20 protein-coding genes are annotated in these 16,008 nt (G+C 66.1%); all 20 read left to right on the forward strand.

Going from position 1 to position 16,008, the window contains the following annotated elements:
- Positions 1-98 precede the first annotated feature (98 nt).
- The gene (locus AB4Z48_RS22540; protein ID WP_441618017.1) at positions 99-920 is read left to right on the forward strand and encodes an ABC transporter ATP-binding protein; all 822 of its coding nucleotides are present in this window, start codon (positions 99-101) and stop codon (positions 918-920) included.
- Complete coding sequence (mlaE, locus tag AB4Z48_RS22545; protein ID WP_441618019.1) at positions 917-1,693, forward strand: lipid asymmetry maintenance ABC transporter permease subunit MlaE; 777 nt, start codon at positions 917-919, stop codon at positions 1,691-1,693. Before AB4Z48_RS22540 ends, mlaE begins: the two co-directional genes overlap by 4 nt.
- Before the next feature lie 49 nt (positions 1,694-1,742).
- Positions 1,743-2,261, forward strand: coding sequence for an outer membrane lipid asymmetry maintenance protein MlaD (gene mlaD / locus AB4Z48_RS22550; protein WP_441618021.1), 519 nt, complete (start codon positions 1,743-1,745; stop codon positions 2,259-2,261).
- Positions 2,258-3,085, forward strand: coding sequence for an MlaA family lipoprotein (locus AB4Z48_RS22555; protein ID WP_441618023.1), 828 nt, complete (start codon positions 2,258-2,260; stop codon positions 3,083-3,085). Before mlaD ends, AB4Z48_RS22555 begins: the two co-directional genes overlap by 4 nt.
- Before the next feature lie 217 nt (positions 3,086-3,302).
- Positions 3,303-3,926, forward strand: a complete 624-nt coding sequence (locus AB4Z48_RS22560) for an MlaC/ttg2D family ABC transporter substrate-binding protein (protein WP_441618172.1) — start codon at positions 3,303-3,305, stop codon at positions 3,924-3,926.
- 58 nt (positions 3,927-3,984) lie between these two features.
- On the forward strand, positions 3,985-4,389 hold the full coding sequence (locus tag AB4Z48_RS22565; protein WP_441618025.1) for an STAS domain-containing protein: 405 nt from the start codon (positions 3,985-3,987) through the stop codon (positions 4,387-4,389).
- Between the two features lie 252 nt (positions 4,390-4,641).
- Positions 4,642-5,592: an ABC transporter ATP-binding protein gene (locus AB4Z48_RS22570; protein ID WP_441618027.1), complete on the forward strand. Its 951-nt coding sequence runs from the start codon at positions 4,642-4,644 to the stop codon at positions 5,590-5,592.
- A gap of 56 nt (positions 5,593-5,648) precedes the next feature.
- On the forward strand, positions 5,649-6,419 hold the full coding sequence (locus AB4Z48_RS22575; RefSeq protein WP_441618174.1) for an ABC transporter permease: 771 nt from the start codon (positions 5,649-5,651) through the stop codon (positions 6,417-6,419).
- A 68-nt stretch (positions 6,420-6,487) separates the two neighbouring features.
- On the forward strand, positions 6,488-6,742 hold the full coding sequence (locus tag AB4Z48_RS22580) for a BolA family protein (protein ID WP_441618029.1): 255 nt from the start codon (positions 6,488-6,490) through the stop codon (positions 6,740-6,742).
- Positions 6,743-6,927: 185 nt separating this feature from the next.
- Positions 6,928-8,178, forward strand: a complete 1,251-nt coding sequence (murA, locus tag AB4Z48_RS22585; protein WP_441618031.1) for a UDP-N-acetylglucosamine 1-carboxyvinyltransferase — start codon at positions 6,928-6,930, stop codon at positions 8,176-8,178.
- A gap of 50 nt (positions 8,179-8,228) precedes the next feature.
- A complete protein-coding gene (gene hisG, locus AB4Z48_RS22590; protein ID WP_006159652.1) occupies positions 8,229-8,891 on the forward strand; it encodes an ATP phosphoribosyltransferase in 663 nt (220 codons plus the stop codon).
- 51 nt (positions 8,892-8,942) lie between these two features.
- A complete protein-coding gene (hisD, locus tag AB4Z48_RS22595; protein ID WP_441618033.1) occupies positions 8,943-10,280 on the forward strand; it encodes a histidinol dehydrogenase in 1,338 nt (445 codons plus the stop codon).
- Between the two features lie 96 nt (positions 10,281-10,376).
- Positions 10,377-11,477, forward strand: a complete 1,101-nt coding sequence (gene hisC / locus AB4Z48_RS22600) for a histidinol-phosphate transaminase (RefSeq protein ID WP_441618035.1) — start codon at positions 10,377-10,379, stop codon at positions 11,475-11,477.
- 4 nt (positions 11,478-11,481) lie between these two features.
- Positions 11,482-12,075 carry an imidazoleglycerol-phosphate dehydratase HisB gene (gene hisB, locus AB4Z48_RS22605; RefSeq protein ID WP_441618037.1) on the forward strand — a complete coding sequence of 198 codons (594 nt, stop codon included), beginning with the start codon at positions 11,482-11,484 and terminating at the stop codon, positions 12,073-12,075.
- A 153-nt stretch (positions 12,076-12,228) separates the two neighbouring features.
- Entirely contained in the window at positions 12,229-12,852 is a 624-nt protein-coding gene (locus AB4Z48_RS22610; protein ID WP_441618039.1) for a YchE family NAAT transporter, read from the forward strand.
- The gene (hisH, locus tag AB4Z48_RS22615) at positions 12,849-13,502 is read left to right on the forward strand and encodes an imidazole glycerol phosphate synthase subunit HisH (RefSeq protein ID WP_441618041.1); all 654 of its coding nucleotides are present in this window, start codon (positions 12,849-12,851) and stop codon (positions 13,500-13,502) included. Before AB4Z48_RS22610 ends, hisH begins: the two co-directional genes overlap by 4 nt.
- 93 nt (positions 13,503-13,595) lie before the next feature.
- Complete coding sequence (hisA, locus tag AB4Z48_RS22620; protein ID WP_441618043.1) at positions 13,596-14,342, forward strand: 1-(5-phosphoribosyl)-5-[(5-phosphoribosylamino)methylideneamino]imidazole-4-carboxamide isomerase; 747 nt, start codon at positions 13,596-13,598, stop codon at positions 14,340-14,342.
- A 76-nt stretch (positions 14,343-14,418) separates the two neighbouring features.
- Positions 14,419-15,189, forward strand: a complete 771-nt coding sequence (hisF, locus tag AB4Z48_RS22625; protein WP_441618045.1) for an imidazole glycerol phosphate synthase subunit HisF — start codon at positions 14,419-14,421, stop codon at positions 15,187-15,189.
- Positions 15,190-15,212: 23 nt separating this feature from the next.
- A complete protein-coding gene (hisI, locus tag AB4Z48_RS22630; protein ID WP_441618047.1) occupies positions 15,213-15,620 on the forward strand; it encodes a phosphoribosyl-AMP cyclohydrolase in 408 nt (135 codons plus the stop codon).
- Positions 15,617-15,994, forward strand: a complete 378-nt coding sequence (locus tag AB4Z48_RS22635) for a phosphoribosyl-ATP diphosphatase (RefSeq protein ID WP_441618049.1) — start codon at positions 15,617-15,619, stop codon at positions 15,992-15,994. Before hisI ends, AB4Z48_RS22635 begins: the two co-directional genes overlap by 4 nt.
- The last annotated feature ends 14 nt before the right edge of the window (positions 15,995-16,008 follow it).

Consider the following 16,008-nt stretch of genomic DNA (forward strand, 5'->3'; position numbering starts at 1 on the left):
CAATTATTTGCGGTCAATGGATGTGGATTGCGCCACACCGGCCCGGGCAGTGCTAGGTAGTAGCCCTTATAATGGCGGACTGCCAAAACGGTGCAAACGTGACCGAATCCGCCTCAAACCTCGTCGAGATCAACGCTGTCGACTTCGCCTATGCGGCGGGCGGCACGCCTATTCTGTCGGGCCTCAGCATGCGCTTCCCGCGCGGCAAGGTAGTGGCCGTGATGGGCGGCTCCGGCTGCGGCAAGACCACCGTGATGCGCCTGATCGGCGGCCAGGTGCGGCCCCAGAAGGGTGAAATCCTCTTCAACGGTGCCAATATCCCCGCGCTTGACCGCAACGGCCTGTACGCGGTGCGCCGCCAGATGGGCATGCTGTTTCAGTTCGGCGCGTTGTTCACCGATCTGACGGTATTCGACAACGTTGCCTTCCCTTTGCGCGAACATACCGACCTGCCCGAGTCGATGATCCGCGACCTTGTGCTCATGAAGCTCAACGCGGTCGGCCTGCGCGGCGCGCGCGACCTGATGCCCTCCGAGATCTCCGGCGGCATGGCGCGCCGGGTGGCGCTGGCGCGAGCGATCGCGCTCGATCCCGCCCTGTTGATGTACGACGAGCCCTTCGCCGGGCTCGACCCGATCTCGCTGGGCCTGACGGCACGCCTGATCCGCAGCCTGAACGACGCGCTCGGCGCCACCAGCATCATCGTCTCGCACGACGTCAACGAGACCTTCCAGATCGCGGACTACGTCTATTTCATCGCCAACGGCCGCATCGCCGCCGAAGGCGAGCCGGACGCGCTGCGCGCCTCGACCGATCCCTTCGTGCACCAGTTCGTCCATGCCGAGGCCGACGGCCCGGTGCCGTTCCACTATCCCGGGCCTTCGCTGGCCGATGACTTCACCAGCGGGGCCGCCCGATGATGGGATTCTTCACGAATATCGGCGCCGCCGTGCGGAAGTCCGTGGGCGGGCTGGGCCACGCCACGCGCATGTTCTTCACGGTGCTGGCCATGTCGCCGGCGCTGCTGCGGCGCTTTCGCCTGGTGAGCGACCAGATCTTTTTCGTCGGCAACCTGTCGCTGGTGATCATTGCCGTATCGGGGCTGTTTGTCGGTTTCGTACTGGGTTTGCAGGGCTACTACACGCTCAACCGCTACGGCTCCGAGCAGGCGCTCGGGCTGCTGGTGGCGTTGTCGCTGGTGCGCGAACTGGGGCCGGTGGTGACCGCGTTGCTGTTCGCCGGGCGCGCCGGCACTTCGCTGACTGCCGAAATCGGCTTGATGAAGGCCGGCGAACAACTCACCGCGATGGAGATGATGGCGGTGAATCCGCTCCAGCGCGTCATCGCGCCGCGCTTCTGGGCCGGCGTGGTGGCCATGCCGGTACTGGCCGCGATTTTCAGCGCGGTGGGCATCCTGGGCGGCTATGTGGTCGGCGTGCAGATGATCGGCGTGGATGCCGGCGCGTTCTGGTCGCAGATGCAGGGCGGCGTGGATGTGCGTGCCGATGTGCTCAATGGTGTGATCAAGAGCTTCATTTTTGGCATCGCGGTGACGTTTATAGCGTTGTACCAGGGCTACGAGGCCAAGCCCACGCCGGAAGGCGTGTCGCGCGCCACCACGCGTACCGTGGTGATTGCCTCGCTGGCCGTGCTGGCACTGGATTTCCTGCTGACCGCGCTGATGTTCAGCTGAGCCGCCACGGCCATTGCCGAGGGCGCTGTACTTGAAGAAGAGACGAGAGATGAAAAGAAATACCCTCGATTTCTGGGTTGGTCTGTTTGTGGTGGCGGGCTTTGTCGCGCTGCTGTTCCTGGCGCTGAAGGCCGGCAATATGAGCTCGCTGTCGTTCCAGGACACTTACGCCGTGCAGGCGCGCTTCGACAACATCGGCGGCCTCAAGCCGCGCGCGCCGGTCAAGAGCGCCGGGGTGGTGGTGGGCCGTGTGGTGGACATCCGCTTCGACGACAAGACCTACCAGGCCACCGTGTTGATGAACCTGGAAAAGCGCTACCAGTTTCCCAAGGACACCTCGGCCAAGATCCTCACCTCGGGCTTGCTGGGCGAGCAGTACATCGGCCTCGAGGCGGGCGGCGACACGGCCATGCTGGCCGAGGGCGCGCGCATCACCATGACGCAGTCTGCCGTGGTGCTGGAAAACCTGATCGGGCAGTTCCTGTATAACAAGGCCGCGGACGCAGGTGCCGGTGGCAACAACGCGGGCGGGAGTGCGGCCAGCGCCCCCGCAGGGGGGTTGAAATGAGTGGCAAAGGTGTCCCTGCGTGGTGGCGCGGGGGACAGAAGTGGTTGACGGCGGCTGCGGCCGCCTTGTTGATGGCGGGGTGCGCGACGGGCCCGACAGCGAACCCGAAGGACCCTATCGAGCCCTTCAACCGCGAGGTCTCGCGCATCAACGAAGACTTTGACAAGGGCGTGCTCAAGCCGGTCGGCCAGCTCTACGCCGACTTCATCCCGTCGCCGGTGCGCACCGCCATCGACAACGCGTTCTCCAACGTCAGCGACGTCTACTCCGCCGTCAACAACCTGCTGCAGGGCAAGCCCGCGCGCGCCGCGGAAGACACCATGCGCGTGGCGATCAACAGCGTGCTGGGCCTCGGCGGCCTGATCGACATCGCCACGCCGGCCGGCCTGCCGAAATACAAGGAAGATTTCGGCCAGACCCTCGGCGTGTGGGGCGTGCCTTCCGGCCCATACCTGGTGCTGCCGCTGTTCGGGCCGAGCACGGTGCGCGATACCGTCGGCATGCTGGTGGACCGCCAGATGGACCCGCTGGCCTATCTGGATCCGGTGTGGGCGCGCAATACGCTGACCGGGGTGCGCATCGTCAGCACGCGCGCTTCGCTGCTGGGCGCATCCAACCTGATCGAAGAGGCCGCGCTCGACAAGTACACTTTCCTGCGCGACGCTTACCTGCAGCGCCGCGAGTACCAGATCTACGACGGCAATCCTCCGCAAAGCGAAGAGGAGGGCGAGCCTTCGGCGCCACCGGCCGACTCCCAGCAGGAAAATCAGTCGTTGCCTACGCCGCCCGTGCAGATGCCGGGGGGCATCCGCTTCGGCCGCTGAGCCGCTACCCGCTCGCCGGCGCGTGACGACGTGACGCGGCTGTGAGCGCTGCAACAAATTGTTTGAATGTGGCGCCGGAAGCTCTGGTGTCACGAACTCCCCCGGCCCGCCTCGCTCCAACCGGGGCAGGGCCACTACCGGCACTTGAAGCCGGATTGCGCAGGTTGCCGCGCCGCGGCGATTCTTGCGTTTGATTTGATAAGGAAGGACGAAGATGATGATCAAGCGACTGTTGCTGCCTTTTCTCGCCGTAGCTGCCTTTGCCGGGGCTGCCCATGCCCAGACGCAGGATGCCAGCACACCCGATGGCCTCGTCAAGGCCGTGGTCAACGACGTGATGGCGACTGTCAAGACGGACAAGGACATGCAGGCCGGCAATATCGGCAAGATCTCCGCGCTGGTTGAACAAAAGATCCTGCCCAACGCGGATTTCCAGAGGACGACGCAGATCGCCATGGGCCGCAACTGGTCCAAGGCCTCGCCGGAGCAGCAAAAGCAGATCACTGACGAATTCAAGACCCTGCTGATCCGTACCTACTCGGGCGCGATCGCGCAGATCCGGGACCAACAGGTGCAGTTCCGCCCGTACCGCGGCACGGCGGACGACACCGACGCCACCATCCGCACCCAGGTCATCAACAAGGGCGAGCCGATCCAGCTGGACTACCGCCTCGAGAAGACGCCGCAGGGCTGGAAGGTCTATGACATCAATGTGCTGGGTGCCTGGCTGACCGAGGCCTACAAGGGCAGCTTCAACACCATCGTCGGCCAGCAGGGCGTGGACGGCGTGATCAAGACGCTGCAGGACCGCAATCGCCAGCTGGCCAACGCGAAGAACTGAGATGCGCGCCTTGCAGCCTGCGCAAATGGCAGGTTGCGGCGCAGCATGAGTGGGCGAAGTGTTTTACAATGAACGCTCCCGTCCGACCGGCGGGCGCGTTTTTCCACGCCGGAAGCGCGCATACCGCTTCGACCGCCGACATCCCGAATCCTGCCAGATGCTCTCGCTCGACACCTCGCTGACCAACCGGAACGCCGCCACCGTGCTGCGTGACGGACTGGCTCGCCTGGCCCAGGGCGAGGCCAGGGTGGATTGCAGCGCGCTGACGCAGGTCGATTCCGCCGCAGTGGCCGTGTTGCTGGCGTGGCAGCGCGACGCCGCCGGCCGCGGCCAGGCGCTGTCCTTTGTCGGCGTACCGCCGCAGCTGGCCCAGCTGGCCGCGCTGTACGGCGTCGATTCCTTGCTGGAACTGGCGCCCCAGGCCGGCGCCGGCGCGCCGCACACCGCTTCCCACCGACATTGAACCGGCATCCATGGCAGGCCGCCGAGGCGGCACCTGCCACTGCGATGCCCGGGCGATGGCAGCCGCCACGCCTCGTGCTCAGAGCGGGACTGCCCCCGCATCCCCTATAATTCCGGGTTGTTCGACCGTTCCGGCGCAAAAGGCCCGGAGCAGACGCAAGAACCGGTCGAAGCACCCAGGCGGTCCCCGCCATTTCAAGGAGGCCGGCGCGCGAGCCGACAGCCCGCAGCGCCTGCCAAACAGTATCCGGCCATGAAAGCCATCGAACTCACCGACGTTCGCAAGCGCTACCGCAACCTGCAGGCGCTCAAGGGCGTCAGCTTCACTGTCGAGCGCGGAGAATTCTTCGGCCTGCTCGGCCCCAATGGCGCGGGCAAGACCACGCTGATTTCCATTCTCGCCGGGCTGAATCGCGCCGATTCGGGCAGCGTCAGCGTGCTTGGCCACGACGTGGTATCCGACTACCGCCTGGCGCGCCGCATGCTGGGCGTGGTGCCACAGGAGCTGGTCTTCGATCCATTCTTCACGGTGCGCGAGACGCTGCGCCTGCAGTCGGGCTATTTCGGCCTGACCCGCAACGACGACTGGATCGACGAGATCATGGCCAACCTGGATCTCACCAACAAGGCCGACAGCAATATGCGCCAGCTCTCCGGCGGCATGAAGCGCCGCGTGCTGGTGGCGCAGGCGCTGGTGCACCGCCCGCCCGTGATCGTGCTCGACGAGCCGACCGCCGGGGTGGACGTGGAGCTGCGCCAGACGCTGTGGAAGTTCATTTCGCGGCTGAACCGCGAAGGCCACACCATCATCCTCACCACGCACTACCTGGAAGAGGCCGAGGCGCTGTGCGACCGCATCGCCATGCTGAAGTTCGGCGAGGTGGTGGCGCTGGACCGCACCAGCAACCTGCTGAACCAGTTCGCCGGGCTGCAACTGGCGCTGACGCTGTCCAGGGGCACGCTGCCGGCCGCGCTCGAGCCGCTGCGCATGCCCGCCAATCCGGGCGAGCGCGCGGTGCGGCTGCGGCTGTCGGGTTATCCGGCGGTCGAGCCCATCCTGGCCGCCTGCCGCGAAGCTGGCTGCGAGATCGAAGACATGGAAATCAACAAGGCAGACCTGGAAGACGTGTTCGTGCAGATCATGCGACGCGAAGGCCATATGCCGGGTGCGCTGCCGGATACGGCAGTGGAGGCCGCAGCATGAAGATGCCGACCGAATTCGACGGCGGGCGGGACGCCATCAACGCGCACCTGACGCCGATGGCGGTGGGTGGCCTGGTGGGCTTCCGCACGCTGCTCTACAAGGAAGTGCTGCGTTTCTGGAAGGTCAGCTTCCAGACCGTGGCCGCGCCGGTGCTCACGGCGATCCTGTACCTGCTGATCTTCGGCCATGTGCTGGAGAACCGCGTGAAGGTGTACGACCAGATCAGCTACACCGCCTTCCTGGTGCCGGGCCTGGTGATGATGAGCGTGCTGCAGAACGCGTTCGCCAACAGTTCGTCCTCGCTGATCCAGTCCAAGATCACCGGCAACCTGGTGTTCATCATGCTGCCGCCGCTGTCGCACTGGGAGATGTTCGGCGCCTACGTGGTGGCGTCGATCGTGCGCGGCCTGGCCGTGGGCCTGGGCGTGCTGCTGGTGACGGCGTGGTTCGCCAACCTGCATTTCGCCAATATCGGCTGGATCGTGGTGTTCGCGCTGCTGGGTGCGGCGATCCTCGGCACGCTGGGGCTGATCGCGGGCATCTGGGCCGAGAAGTTCGACCAGCTCGCGGCCTTCCAGAATTTCCTGATCATGCCGGCCACCTTCCTGTCCGGCGTGTTCTATTCCATTCACTCGCTGCCTCCGTTCTGGCAGGCGGTGTCGCACGCCAACCCGTTCTTCTACATGATCGACGGTTTCCGCTACGGCTTCTTCGGCGTCTCCGACATTGCGCCGACCTTCAGCCTGGCGGTGGTGGGCACCGCCTTCGTGGTGCTCGCGGCCATTGCGCTGCGGATGCTCAAGAGCGGCTACAAGCTGCGCCACTGAACGCCACTGAACGCCGCCTGACGCCGACCCGCCACGGACCCGCACGCGAACCAACGCCAATACACATCATGCTGCCTACACCGCAACAAGTCAGGGACTACATCGCCCAGGGGCTGTCCTGCGAACACCTCGAAGTGGAGGGCGACGGCCAGCACTTCTTCGYCACCATCGTCAGCGCCCAGTTCGACGGCAAGCGCCTGATCCAGCGGCACCAGCAGGTCTACGCCGCGCTGGGCGACCGCATGCGCGCAGAGATCCACGCGCTCTCGATGAAGACGCTGACGCCGGCCGAATGGCAGGCGCAGGCGGGCGAGGCCAAGTAAGGCCGCGTCCACCGCACAGACAAGCTGGCCGCCCGACAGGCCGGACGTGACAAACAGGGCCGCCCGGCGCGGGCGGCCCGCGGGTACCAGATCCCGTGGCCGTGCGCCTTGGCGCGCTGCAACGGAACGTGACGAACGACGCCGGACGCCAGCTTGTGTTGTGCACCGGCCAGAAACGAGAAAAGATGGACAAACTCGAGATTCAGGGCAATGGCCCGCTGCGAGGCGAGATCCGCGTCTCGGGCGCCAAGAATGCCGCGCTGCCGATCCTGTGCGCGGGCTTGCTGGCGGCCGACACCGTATCGCTCGACAACGTGCCTAACCTGCAGGACGTACGCACCACGCTCAAGCTGCTGCGCCAGATGGGCGTGAAGGCCGAGCAGGACGGCGCGCGCGTCACCCTGAACGGCGCTGACGTCAATTCGCCCGAAGCGCCGTACGAACTGGTGAAGACCATGCGCGCCTCGATCCTGGTGCTCGGTCCGCTGGTGGCGCGCTTCGGCGAGGCGCGCGTCTCGCTCCCCGGCGGCTGCGCCATCGGCGCGCGCCCGGTCGACCAGCACATCAAGGGCCTGCAGGCCATGGGCGCCGAGATCACCATCGAGCATGGCTTCATCCACGCCCGCGCCAGGCGCCTGAAGGGCGCACGCGTGGTGACCGACATGATTACCGTGACCGGCACCGAGAACCTGCTGATGGCCGCCACCCTGGCCGAAGGCGAGACCGTGCTGGAGAATGCCGCGCGCGAACCGGAAGTGACCGACCTGGCGCGCCTGCTGGTCAAGATGGGCGCCCGCATCGAAGGCATCGGCACCGACCGCCTGGTGGTGCAGGGCGTGGAGCGCCTGCACGGCGCCAGCCATTCGGTGATCGCCGACCGCATCGAGGCCGGCACCTTCCTGTGCGCGGCCGCGGCCACGCTGGGCGACGTGGTGCTGCGCGGCGTCTCGCCGGGCATCCTCGACACCGTGCTGGACAAGCTGCGCGAAACGGGCGCCGCCATCGAGACCGGCGAGGACTGGATTCGCCTGCGGATGGGTCAGCGCCCGCAGTCGGTGAGCTTCCGCACCGCCGAGTATCCGGCGTTCCCCACCGACATGCAGGCGCAGTTCATGGCGCTCAACAGCATCGCTGGCGGCGTCGCGCGCATCACCGAGACCATTTTCGAAAACCGCTTCATGCACGTGCAGGAGCTGGGCCGGCTCGGCGCCGACATCGCGGTCGAAGGCAATACCGCGGTGGTCACCGGCGTGCCCAGGCTGTCGGGCGCCAAGGTGATGGCCACCGATCTGCGCGCTTCCGCCAGCCTGGTGATCGCCGGCCTGGTGGCCGAGGGCGAGACCGTGATCGACCGCATCTATCACCTCGACCGCGGCTACGACCGCATGGAAGACAAGCTGTCGGCGGTGGGCGCCAAGATCCGCCGCATCGCCTGAGCGCAAGCGCACGCCACGCGCCCGACAAGAGAGCCAGAACAAGGACACAGATGAGCCCCTCCCCGACCCAGTTGACGCTGGCCCTTTCCAAGGGCCGGATCTTCACCGAAACCATGCCCTTGCTCGAGGCGGCCGGCATCCACGTGACCGAGGATCCGGAAACTTCCCGCAAGCTGATCCTGCCCACGTCCGATCCGGACGTGCGCGTCATCATCGTGCGCGCCTCCGACGTGCCGACCTACGTGCAGTACGGCGCGGCCGATTTTGGCGTGGCGGGCAAGGATGTGCTGATGGAGCACGGCATGGCCGGGCTCTACGCGCCGATCGACCTGAATATCGCCAAGTGCCGCATGTCGGTGGCGACCTCGGCCGGCTTCGACTACGCCAGTGCGGTGCGCCAGGGCGCGCGGCTGGCCGTGGCGACCAAGTATGTGCAGACCGCGCGCGAGCACTTCGCCAAGAAGGGCGTGCACGTGGACCTGATCAAGCTGTATGGCTCGATGGAACTCGGGCCGCTGGTGGGGCTGGCCGACGCCATCGTCGACCTGGTCAGCACCGGCGGGACCTTGCGTGCCAACAACCTGGTCGAAGTGGAGGAGATCGCGCAGATCTCGTCGCGCCTGGTGGTCAACCAGGCTGCCCTGAAGCTCAAGCGCGAGCGGCTGGCCCCGATCCTCGACGCGTTTGAGCGGGCCTCCGCCGCGCTGGCCTGAGGCTGTGAGCGGCATGGAAAGGACTAGGGCATGGACCCGGGGAATGGAGTCATGAACGAGAACGCTATGGAAAACCTGGTAATCCGCCGGCTGGATTCGACCGAGCCGGGCTTCGCCACCGAACTGCGCCAGGTGCTGGCCTTCGAGGCGGGCGAGGACGAAGCCATCGAGCGCGCCGTCGCGCAGATCCTGGCCGACGTGAAGGACCGCGGCGACCCCGCGGTGCTGGAATACACGCAGCGCTTCGACCGCGTCGAAGCCGCTTCGATGGCCGCGCTGGAAATCTCGCAGGCCGAGCTGGAAGCCGCACTCGAAGAGCTCGAGCCCAAGCGCCGCGCGGCGCTGGAGGCCGCGGCGGCACGCGTGCGCGGCTACCACGAGAAGCAGAAGATCGAGTGCGGCAGCCATAGCTGGGAGTACACCGAGTCGGATGGCACCGTGCTGGGACAGAAGGTGACGCCGCTGGACCGCGTCGGCATCTATGTGCCGGGCGGCAAGGCTGCCTACCCCTCGTCCGTGCTGATGAACGCGATTCCGGCGCGCGTGGCCGGCGTCAAGGAAGTGATCATGGTGGTGCCCACGCCGGGCGGCGTGCGCAACGAACTGGTGCTGGCCGCGGCGCAGATCGCCGGGGTGGACCGTGTGTTCACCATCGGTGGCGCGCAGGCGGTGGGGGCGCTGGCCTACGGCACCGCCGCGCTGCCGCAGGTAGACAAGATCGTCGGGCCGGGCAACGCCTACGTGGCCGCCGCCAAGCGCCGCGTGTTCGGCACCGTCGGCATCGACATGATTGCCGGCCCGTCCGAAATCCTCGTGATCTGCGACGGCACCACCGACCCGGACTGGGTGGCGATGGACCTGTTCTCGCAGGCCGAGCACGACGAACTGGCGCAGTCCATCCTGCTGTGCCCGGACGCCAACTACCTGGCCGAAGTGGAGCTGAGCATCCGCCGCCAGCTCGACAGCATGCCGCGCCGCGATGTCATCCGGGCATCGCTGACCGGGCGTGGCGCGCTGATCCGCGTGCGCGACATGGACGAGGCCTGCGAGATCGCCAACGCGATCGCGCCCGAGCACCTCGAGATTTCCGCCGAGAACCCGCGCCACTGGGCCGAGCGGATCCGCCACGCCGGCGCCATCTTCCTGGGGCGCTACACCAGCGAATCGCTGGGCGACTACTGCGCCGGCCCCAACCATGTGCTGCCCACCTCGCGCACCGCGCGTTTCTCGTCGCCGCTGGGCGTATACGACTTCCAGAAGCGCTCGAGCCTGATCGAGGTGAGCGAGCACGGCGCGCAGATGCTCGGCCAGATCGCCGCCGAACTGGCCTACGGCGAAGGGCTGCAGGCCCACGCGCGCAGCGCGGAGTACCGCCTCAGGCGCAACTGAGGTAACTGAGGCCGGGTGGCCGGCGGGCGGGATGCCCGCCGCCGGCCACCCGCAGCCACCAACCGTTTCACCGACACTCACTCAGAGGTAAATCCAATGTCAGCCGTGCAGCCTTCCCTGATCGAACGCATCATCCGTGACGACGTACGCGCCATGGGCGCCTACCATGTGGCGGATTCGCACGGTCTGGTGAAGCTGGACGCCATGGAGAACCCCTACACCCTGCCCGACGCATTGCGCGGGCAGCTGGCCGCGCGCCTGGCCGAGGTGGCGCTGAACCGCTATCCGGTGCCCAGCAGCGAAGCGCTGCGCGCGCGCCTGAAGACGGTGATGCAGGTGCCGGCCGGCATGGACGTGCTGCTGGGCAACGGCTCGGACGAGCTCATCAGCATCCTCGCGCTGGCCGTGGCCAGGCCCGGCGCCAAGGTGCTGGCGCCGGTGCCGGGCTTCGTCATGTATGCCATGTCGGCGCAGTTCGCCGGGCTCGAGTTCGTCGGGGTGCCGCTCAACGCGGACTTCACGCTGGACCGCGCCGCCATGCTGGCGGCCATGGCCGAGCACCAGCCCGCCATTGTCTACCTGGCTTACCCGAACAATCCGACCGGCAACCTGTTCGATGCATCCGACATGGAAGCCATCGTGCGTGCCGCGCAGGGGGAGGTCAGCCACAGCCTGGTGGTGGTGGACGAGGCCTACCAGCCGTTCGCGCAGGACACCTGGATGCCGCGCCTGGCCGAGTTCGGCAACCTGCTGGTGATGCGCACGGTATCCAAGCTGGGCCTGGCCGGCATCCGCCTGGGCTACCTGGCAGGCGCACCGGCATGGCTGTCGCAGTTCGACAAGGTGCGCCCGCCGTACAACGTCAACGTGCTGACCGAGGCCACGGCGCTGTTCGTGCTGGAGCACGTGGACGTGCTCGACCAGCAGGCCGCGCAGCTGCGCGCCGAACGCACCACCGTGGCCGCCGCGCTGGCCGCCATGCCCGGGGTGACGGTGTTCCCCAGCGACGCCAATTTCCTGCTGGTGCGCGTGCCCGACGCCGCGCGGGTGTTCGAAGGCGTGCTCGCACGCAAGGTTTTGATCAAGAACGTGGGTAAAATGCACCCGTTGCTGGCCAATTGTCTGCGCGTCACGGTCAGCACTCCCGAAGAGAACGCGCAATTTCTCGCCGCCTTTGCCGCGGCGTTGCAGGATTAACACCATGCGTGTTGCAGAGGTCACCCGCAATACTTCGGAAACGCAGATCCGCGTTTCCCTGAATCTCGACGGCACCGGCCGCCAGAAGCTGGCGTCCGGCGTGCCGTTCCTCGACCACATGCTGGACCAGATTGCCCGCCATGGCATGTTCGACCTCGAAGTCGAAGCCACCGGCGATACCCATATCGACGACCACCACACGGTGGAAGACGTCGGCATCGCGCTTGGCCAGGCCGTCGCCAAGGCCATCGGCGACAAGAAGGGCATCACCCGCTACGGCCACAGCTACGTGCCGCTGGACGAATGCCTGTCGCGCGTGGTGATCGATTTCTCCGGCCGCCCCGGCCTGGAGTTCCACGTGCCGTTCACCCGCGCGCGCGTGGGCAGCTTCGACGTGGACCTCACCATCGAGTTCTTCCGCGGCTTCGTCAACCATGCCGCGGTCACGTTGCATATCGACAATCTGCGCGGCATCAATGCCCACCACCAGTGCGAGACCGTGTTCAAGGCGTTCGGCCGCGCACTGCGCATGGCGGTGGAGATGGACCCGCGCGCGGGCAATACAATCCCGTCGACCAAGGGCACCCTGGTAGGCTGAATCCGGCCGGCGCCGCCACCCGCGCGCGCCGGCAAGCTAAGCGTTGCCTGCGATAACCTCCGGTCAACGCGGTACCCGATGCAGACCTTGGCGCGAGACGCGTACGATATCCGTGCGCCATTCACGCCAGACCAACGGCCCAGGCCCAACCCGATGGATACGCTCAAGTCGTTCATCTCGCTGCTGGCGCTGATCAACCCGATCGGGGCGATTCCGTTCTTTATCAGCCTGACCAACCAGCAGACCGAGCAGGAAAAGCTGCACACCATCAAGATCGCGTCCATTTCGGTGGCGATCGTGGTGGGTATCTCCGCCTTGCTGGGCCAGCAGATCATCGAGTTCTTCAATATCTCGGTGGCTTCGCTGCAGGTGGGCGGCGGCCTGATCATGATCATGATGGCCATGAACATGCTCAATGCCCAGACCGGCCGCACCAAGGCGACGCCGGAGGAGGAAGATGAAGCCGAAGCCAAGGCCAGCGTCGCGGTGGTGCCGCTGGCGCTGCCGCTGCTGACCGGACCCGGTTCGATCAGCACGGTAATCGTCTACGCTGGCAAGACGCAGCACTGGTACCAGTTGCTGATCCTGGTCGGGATCGGACTGGCGCTCGGCGCAGTGGTATATATGACGTTCCGCGCCGCTGACCCGATTGCCCGCGTGATCGGGCGCACCGGCATCAATATCGGCACGCGGCTGATGGGCCTGATCCTGTCGGCGCTGGCCGTAGAATTCATTGTGGACGGGCTGAAGACATTGTTGCCTGTTTTGAAATCATGACTACCATAGCAATTGTGGATTACGGCATGGGCAACCTGCGCTCGGTGGCGCAGGCCTTGCGTGCCGCGGCGCCGGAGGCGGATGTGCAGGTGGTGGACCGCCCCGCGGCGATCCGCGCGGCGGACCGCGTGGTGCTGCCGGGCCAGGGAGCCATGCCGGACTGCATGGCCGCGCTCGGCGCATCGGGTTTGCAGGAGGCCGTGATCGAGGCCGCCGCCAGCAAGCCGCTGCTGGGAGTGTGCGTTGGCGAACAGATGCTGTTCGACCTGAGCAAGGAAAGTAGGACGGCCGGCGGCAGCACCCCGTGCCTGGGCCTGTTGCCCGGCGAGGTGATCCGCTTCGAACTGGAGGGGATGACCCAGCCGGACGGCTCGCGCTTCAAGGTGCCGCAGATGGGCTGGAACCGCGTGCGGCAGGCCCGCTCTCATCCGTTGTGGGCAGGGATACCCGACGAGAGCTGGTTCTATTTCGTGCACAGCTATTTCGTGCATGCGCAGGATCCGGCGCATATTGCCGGCGAGACCGAGTACGGAGTCGTATTTACGAGCGCGGTGGCGCGCGATAATATTTTCGCTACGCAGTTCCACCCTGAAAAAAGCGCCGCCATGGGCTTGCAGATCTACCGGAACTTCGTGCACTGGAATCCCTGATCCTCATATAGTGACTTTACCGGGACCGGGCCGAACGGCCATGCTGGCCTAGGCTCATCTTTCTTCTCTTTCAATCAAACGCTCTTCACGCTTATGTTGCTCATTCCGGCCATCGACCTGAAGGACGGTCAATGTGTACGCCTCAAACAAGGCGACATGGACCAGGCCACCGTCTTTTCCGAAGATCCCGCCGCCATGGCACGTCACTGGGTGAATCAGGGCGCACGGCGCCTTCACCTGGTCGACCTCAATGGGGCGTTCGTGGGCAAGCCCCGCAATGAAGCTGCCATCAAGGCCATCATCGCCGAGGTGGGCGATGAGATCCCGATCCAGCTGGGGGGCGGCATCCGCGACCTGAACACCATCGAGCGCTGGCTCGACGGCGGCTTGTCCTACGTCATCATCGGCACGGCCGCGGTCAAGAATCCCGGCTTCCTCAAGGATGCCTGCACGGCGTTCGGCGGCCATATCATCGTGGGCCTGGACGCCCGCGAGGGCAAGGTCGCCACCGATGGCTGGAGCAAGCTGACGGGCCACGAAGTCGCCGACCTCGCGCGCAAGTACGAGGACTACGGCGTGGAAGCCATCATCTACACCGATATCGGCCGCGACGGCATGCTGCAGGGCATCAACATCGATGCCACTGTCAAGCTGGCGCAGTCGGCGACGATTCCGGTGATCGCCAGCGGCGGGCTGTCCGACCTTGCCGATATCGAACGCCTGTGCCGTGTCCAGAAGGATGGCGTGGAAGGCGTGATCTGCGGCCGTGCGATCTATTCGGGCGATCTCAATTTCGCCGAAGCCCAGGCACTTGCCGACAAGCTCGGCGCCGAGCAGTAAGACAACGCGCCTCCCGCGCGACAATTGCAGCCACCGGCGCCCGCACGTGCAGGCGCCGTGGCGGGCAAGGAATCACATGCTAGCCAAACGTATCATCCCCTGCCTCGACGTGACCAACGGGCGGGTGGTCAAGGGTGTCAACTTCGTCGAATTGCGCGACGCGGGCGACCCGGTCGAGATCGCCCGCCGCTATGACGAGCAAGGCGCCGATGAAATCACATTTCTCGATATCACCGCGACCAGCGACGGCCGCGACCTGATCCTGCACATCATCGAGGCGGTTGCTTCCCAGGTCTTTATCCCGCTGACGGTGGGCGGCGGCGTGCGCGCCGTGGAAGACGTGCGGCGCCTGCTCAATGCCGGCGCGGACAAGATCAGCGTCAACTCCTCGGCCATCGCCAACCCGCAGCTGGTGTCGGATGCCACCGCGCGCTACGGCTCGCAGTGCATCGTGGTGGCGATCGACGCCAAGCGCAGCTCGGCGCCAGGCGAGCCGGCGCGCTGGGAAGTCTTCACCCATGGCGGGCGCAAGGCCACCGGACTGGACGCCGTGGCATGGGCGCGCGAGATGGCCGCGCGCGGCGCGGGCGAACTGCTGCTCACCAGCATGGACCGGGACGGCACCAAGAGCGGCTTCGACCTGGAACTCACGCGCGCGGTCAGCGACGCCGTATCGATCCCGGTGATCGCCTCCGGCGGCGTGGGCGGGCTGCAGGACCTGGCCGACGGCATCAAGCTGGGCCGTGCCGACGCGGTACTGGCCGCCAGCATCTTCCACTACGGCGAGCACACCGTTGGCGAGGCAAAGGCATTCATGGCCCGCGAGGGCATTCCGGTGCGGATCTGAAATCTGGAACACGGCGAACCGACATGGCAAAGAAGTGGCTCAACAAGGTTAAGTGGGACGATAACGGCCTGGTGCCGGTGATCGTCCAGGAAATCGGCTCGAACGATGTACTCATGTTTGCGTTCATGAACCGCGAGGCGCTGCAGCGCACCGTGGAGATTGGCGAGGCGGTGTTCTGGTCGCGTTCGCGCAAGCGACTGTGGCACAAGGGCGAAGAGTCCGGCCACGTGCAGAAGGTCCACGAGATCCGCCTGGACTGCGACGAAGACGTGGTGCTGCTCAAGGTCACGCAGAACGACGGCATCGCCTGCCACACCGGGCGGCACTCATGCTTCTTCCAGAAGTTCGAGGGCGATACCGACAACGGCGACTGGCAGACCGTGGAACCGGTGCTCAAAGATCCGTCCACCATCTACGCGGCCAAGCCATGAGCGACACGCAAGCAAGCAGCACCGACGTGCTGGCGCGCCTGGCTGCGGTGCTGGAATCGCGCAAGCCCGAGAATGGCGGCGATCCCGACAAATCCTATGTGGCGCGCCTCTTCCACAAGGGCGACGACGCCATCCTGAAGAAGATCGGGGAGGAAGCCACCGAGACCGTGATGGCGGCCAAGGACGCGCGCGCCGCCGGGCTGGGCGAGGAAGCCGTCGGCAAGGTGGTCTACGAAGTGGCCGACCTGTGGTTCCACAGCATGGTCCTGCTGGCGCGCTTCGGGCTGGAACCGGCTGACGTGGTCAATGAGCTGGCGCGCCGCGAAGGGCTGTCCGGGCTCGAGGAAAAGGCGCGCCGCGAGCCCGGCGCCTGAACCTGAGGATATCG

The sequence above is a fragment of the Cupriavidus sp. 2TAF22 genome (assembly GCF_052115045.1).
Taxonomy (GTDB): domain Bacteria; phylum Pseudomonadota; class Gammaproteobacteria; order Burkholderiales; family Burkholderiaceae; genus Cupriavidus.

Bases quoted from the DNA above. Each gene is read 5' to 3' on its own strand.
- mlaE (WP_441618019.1), top strand. From the start codon at position 917: ATGATGGGATTCTTCACGAATATCGGCGCCGCCGTGCGGAAGTCCGTG.
- mlaD (WP_441618021.1), top strand. From the start codon at position 1,743: ATGAAAAGAAATACCCTCGATTTCTGGGTTGGTCTGTTTGTGGTGGCG.
- AB4Z48_RS22555 (WP_441618023.1), top strand. From the start codon at position 2,258: ATGAGTGGCAAAGGTGTCCCTGCGTGGTGGCGCGGGGGACAGAAGTGG.
- AB4Z48_RS22560 (WP_441618172.1), top strand. From the start codon at position 3,303: ATGATCAAGCGACTGTTGCTGCCTTTTCTCGCCGTAGCTGCCTTTGCC.
- AB4Z48_RS22570 (WP_441618027.1), top strand. From the start codon at position 4,642: ATGAAAGCCATCGAACTCACCGACGTTCGCAAGCGCTACCGCAACCTG.
- AB4Z48_RS22575 (WP_441618174.1), top strand. From the start codon at position 5,649: ATGGCGGTGGGTGGCCTGGTGGGCTTCCGCACGCTGCTCTACAAGGAA.
- murA (WP_441618031.1), top strand. From the start codon at position 6,928: ATGGACAAACTCGAGATTCAGGGCAATGGCCCGCTGCGAGGCGAGATC.
- hisG (WP_006159652.1), top strand. From the start codon at position 8,229: ATGAGCCCCTCCCCGACCCAGTTGACGCTGGCCCTTTCCAAGGGCCGG.
- hisD (WP_441618033.1), top strand. From the start codon at position 8,943: ATGAACGAGAACGCTATGGAAAACCTGGTAATCCGCCGGCTGGATTCG.
- hisC (WP_441618035.1), top strand. From the start codon at position 10,377: ATGTCAGCCGTGCAGCCTTCCCTGATCGAACGCATCATCCGTGACGAC.
- hisB (WP_441618037.1), top strand. From the start codon at position 11,482: ATGCGTGTTGCAGAGGTCACCCGCAATACTTCGGAAACGCAGATCCGC.
- AB4Z48_RS22610 (WP_441618039.1), top strand. From the start codon at position 12,229: ATGGATACGCTCAAGTCGTTCATCTCGCTGCTGGCGCTGATCAACCCG.
- hisH (WP_441618041.1), top strand. From the start codon at position 12,849: ATGACTACCATAGCAATTGTGGATTACGGCATGGGCAACCTGCGCTCG.
- hisA (WP_441618043.1), top strand. From the start codon at position 13,596: ATGTTGCTCATTCCGGCCATCGACCTGAAGGACGGTCAATGTGTACGC.
- hisF (WP_441618045.1), top strand. From the start codon at position 14,419: ATGCTAGCCAAACGTATCATCCCCTGCCTCGACGTGACCAACGGGCGG.
- hisI (WP_441618047.1), top strand. From the start codon at position 15,213: ATGGCAAAGAAGTGGCTCAACAAGGTTAAGTGGGACGATAACGGCCTG.
- AB4Z48_RS22635 (WP_441618049.1), top strand. From the start codon at position 15,617: ATGAGCGACACGCAAGCAAGCAGCACCGACGTGCTGGCGCGCCTGGCT.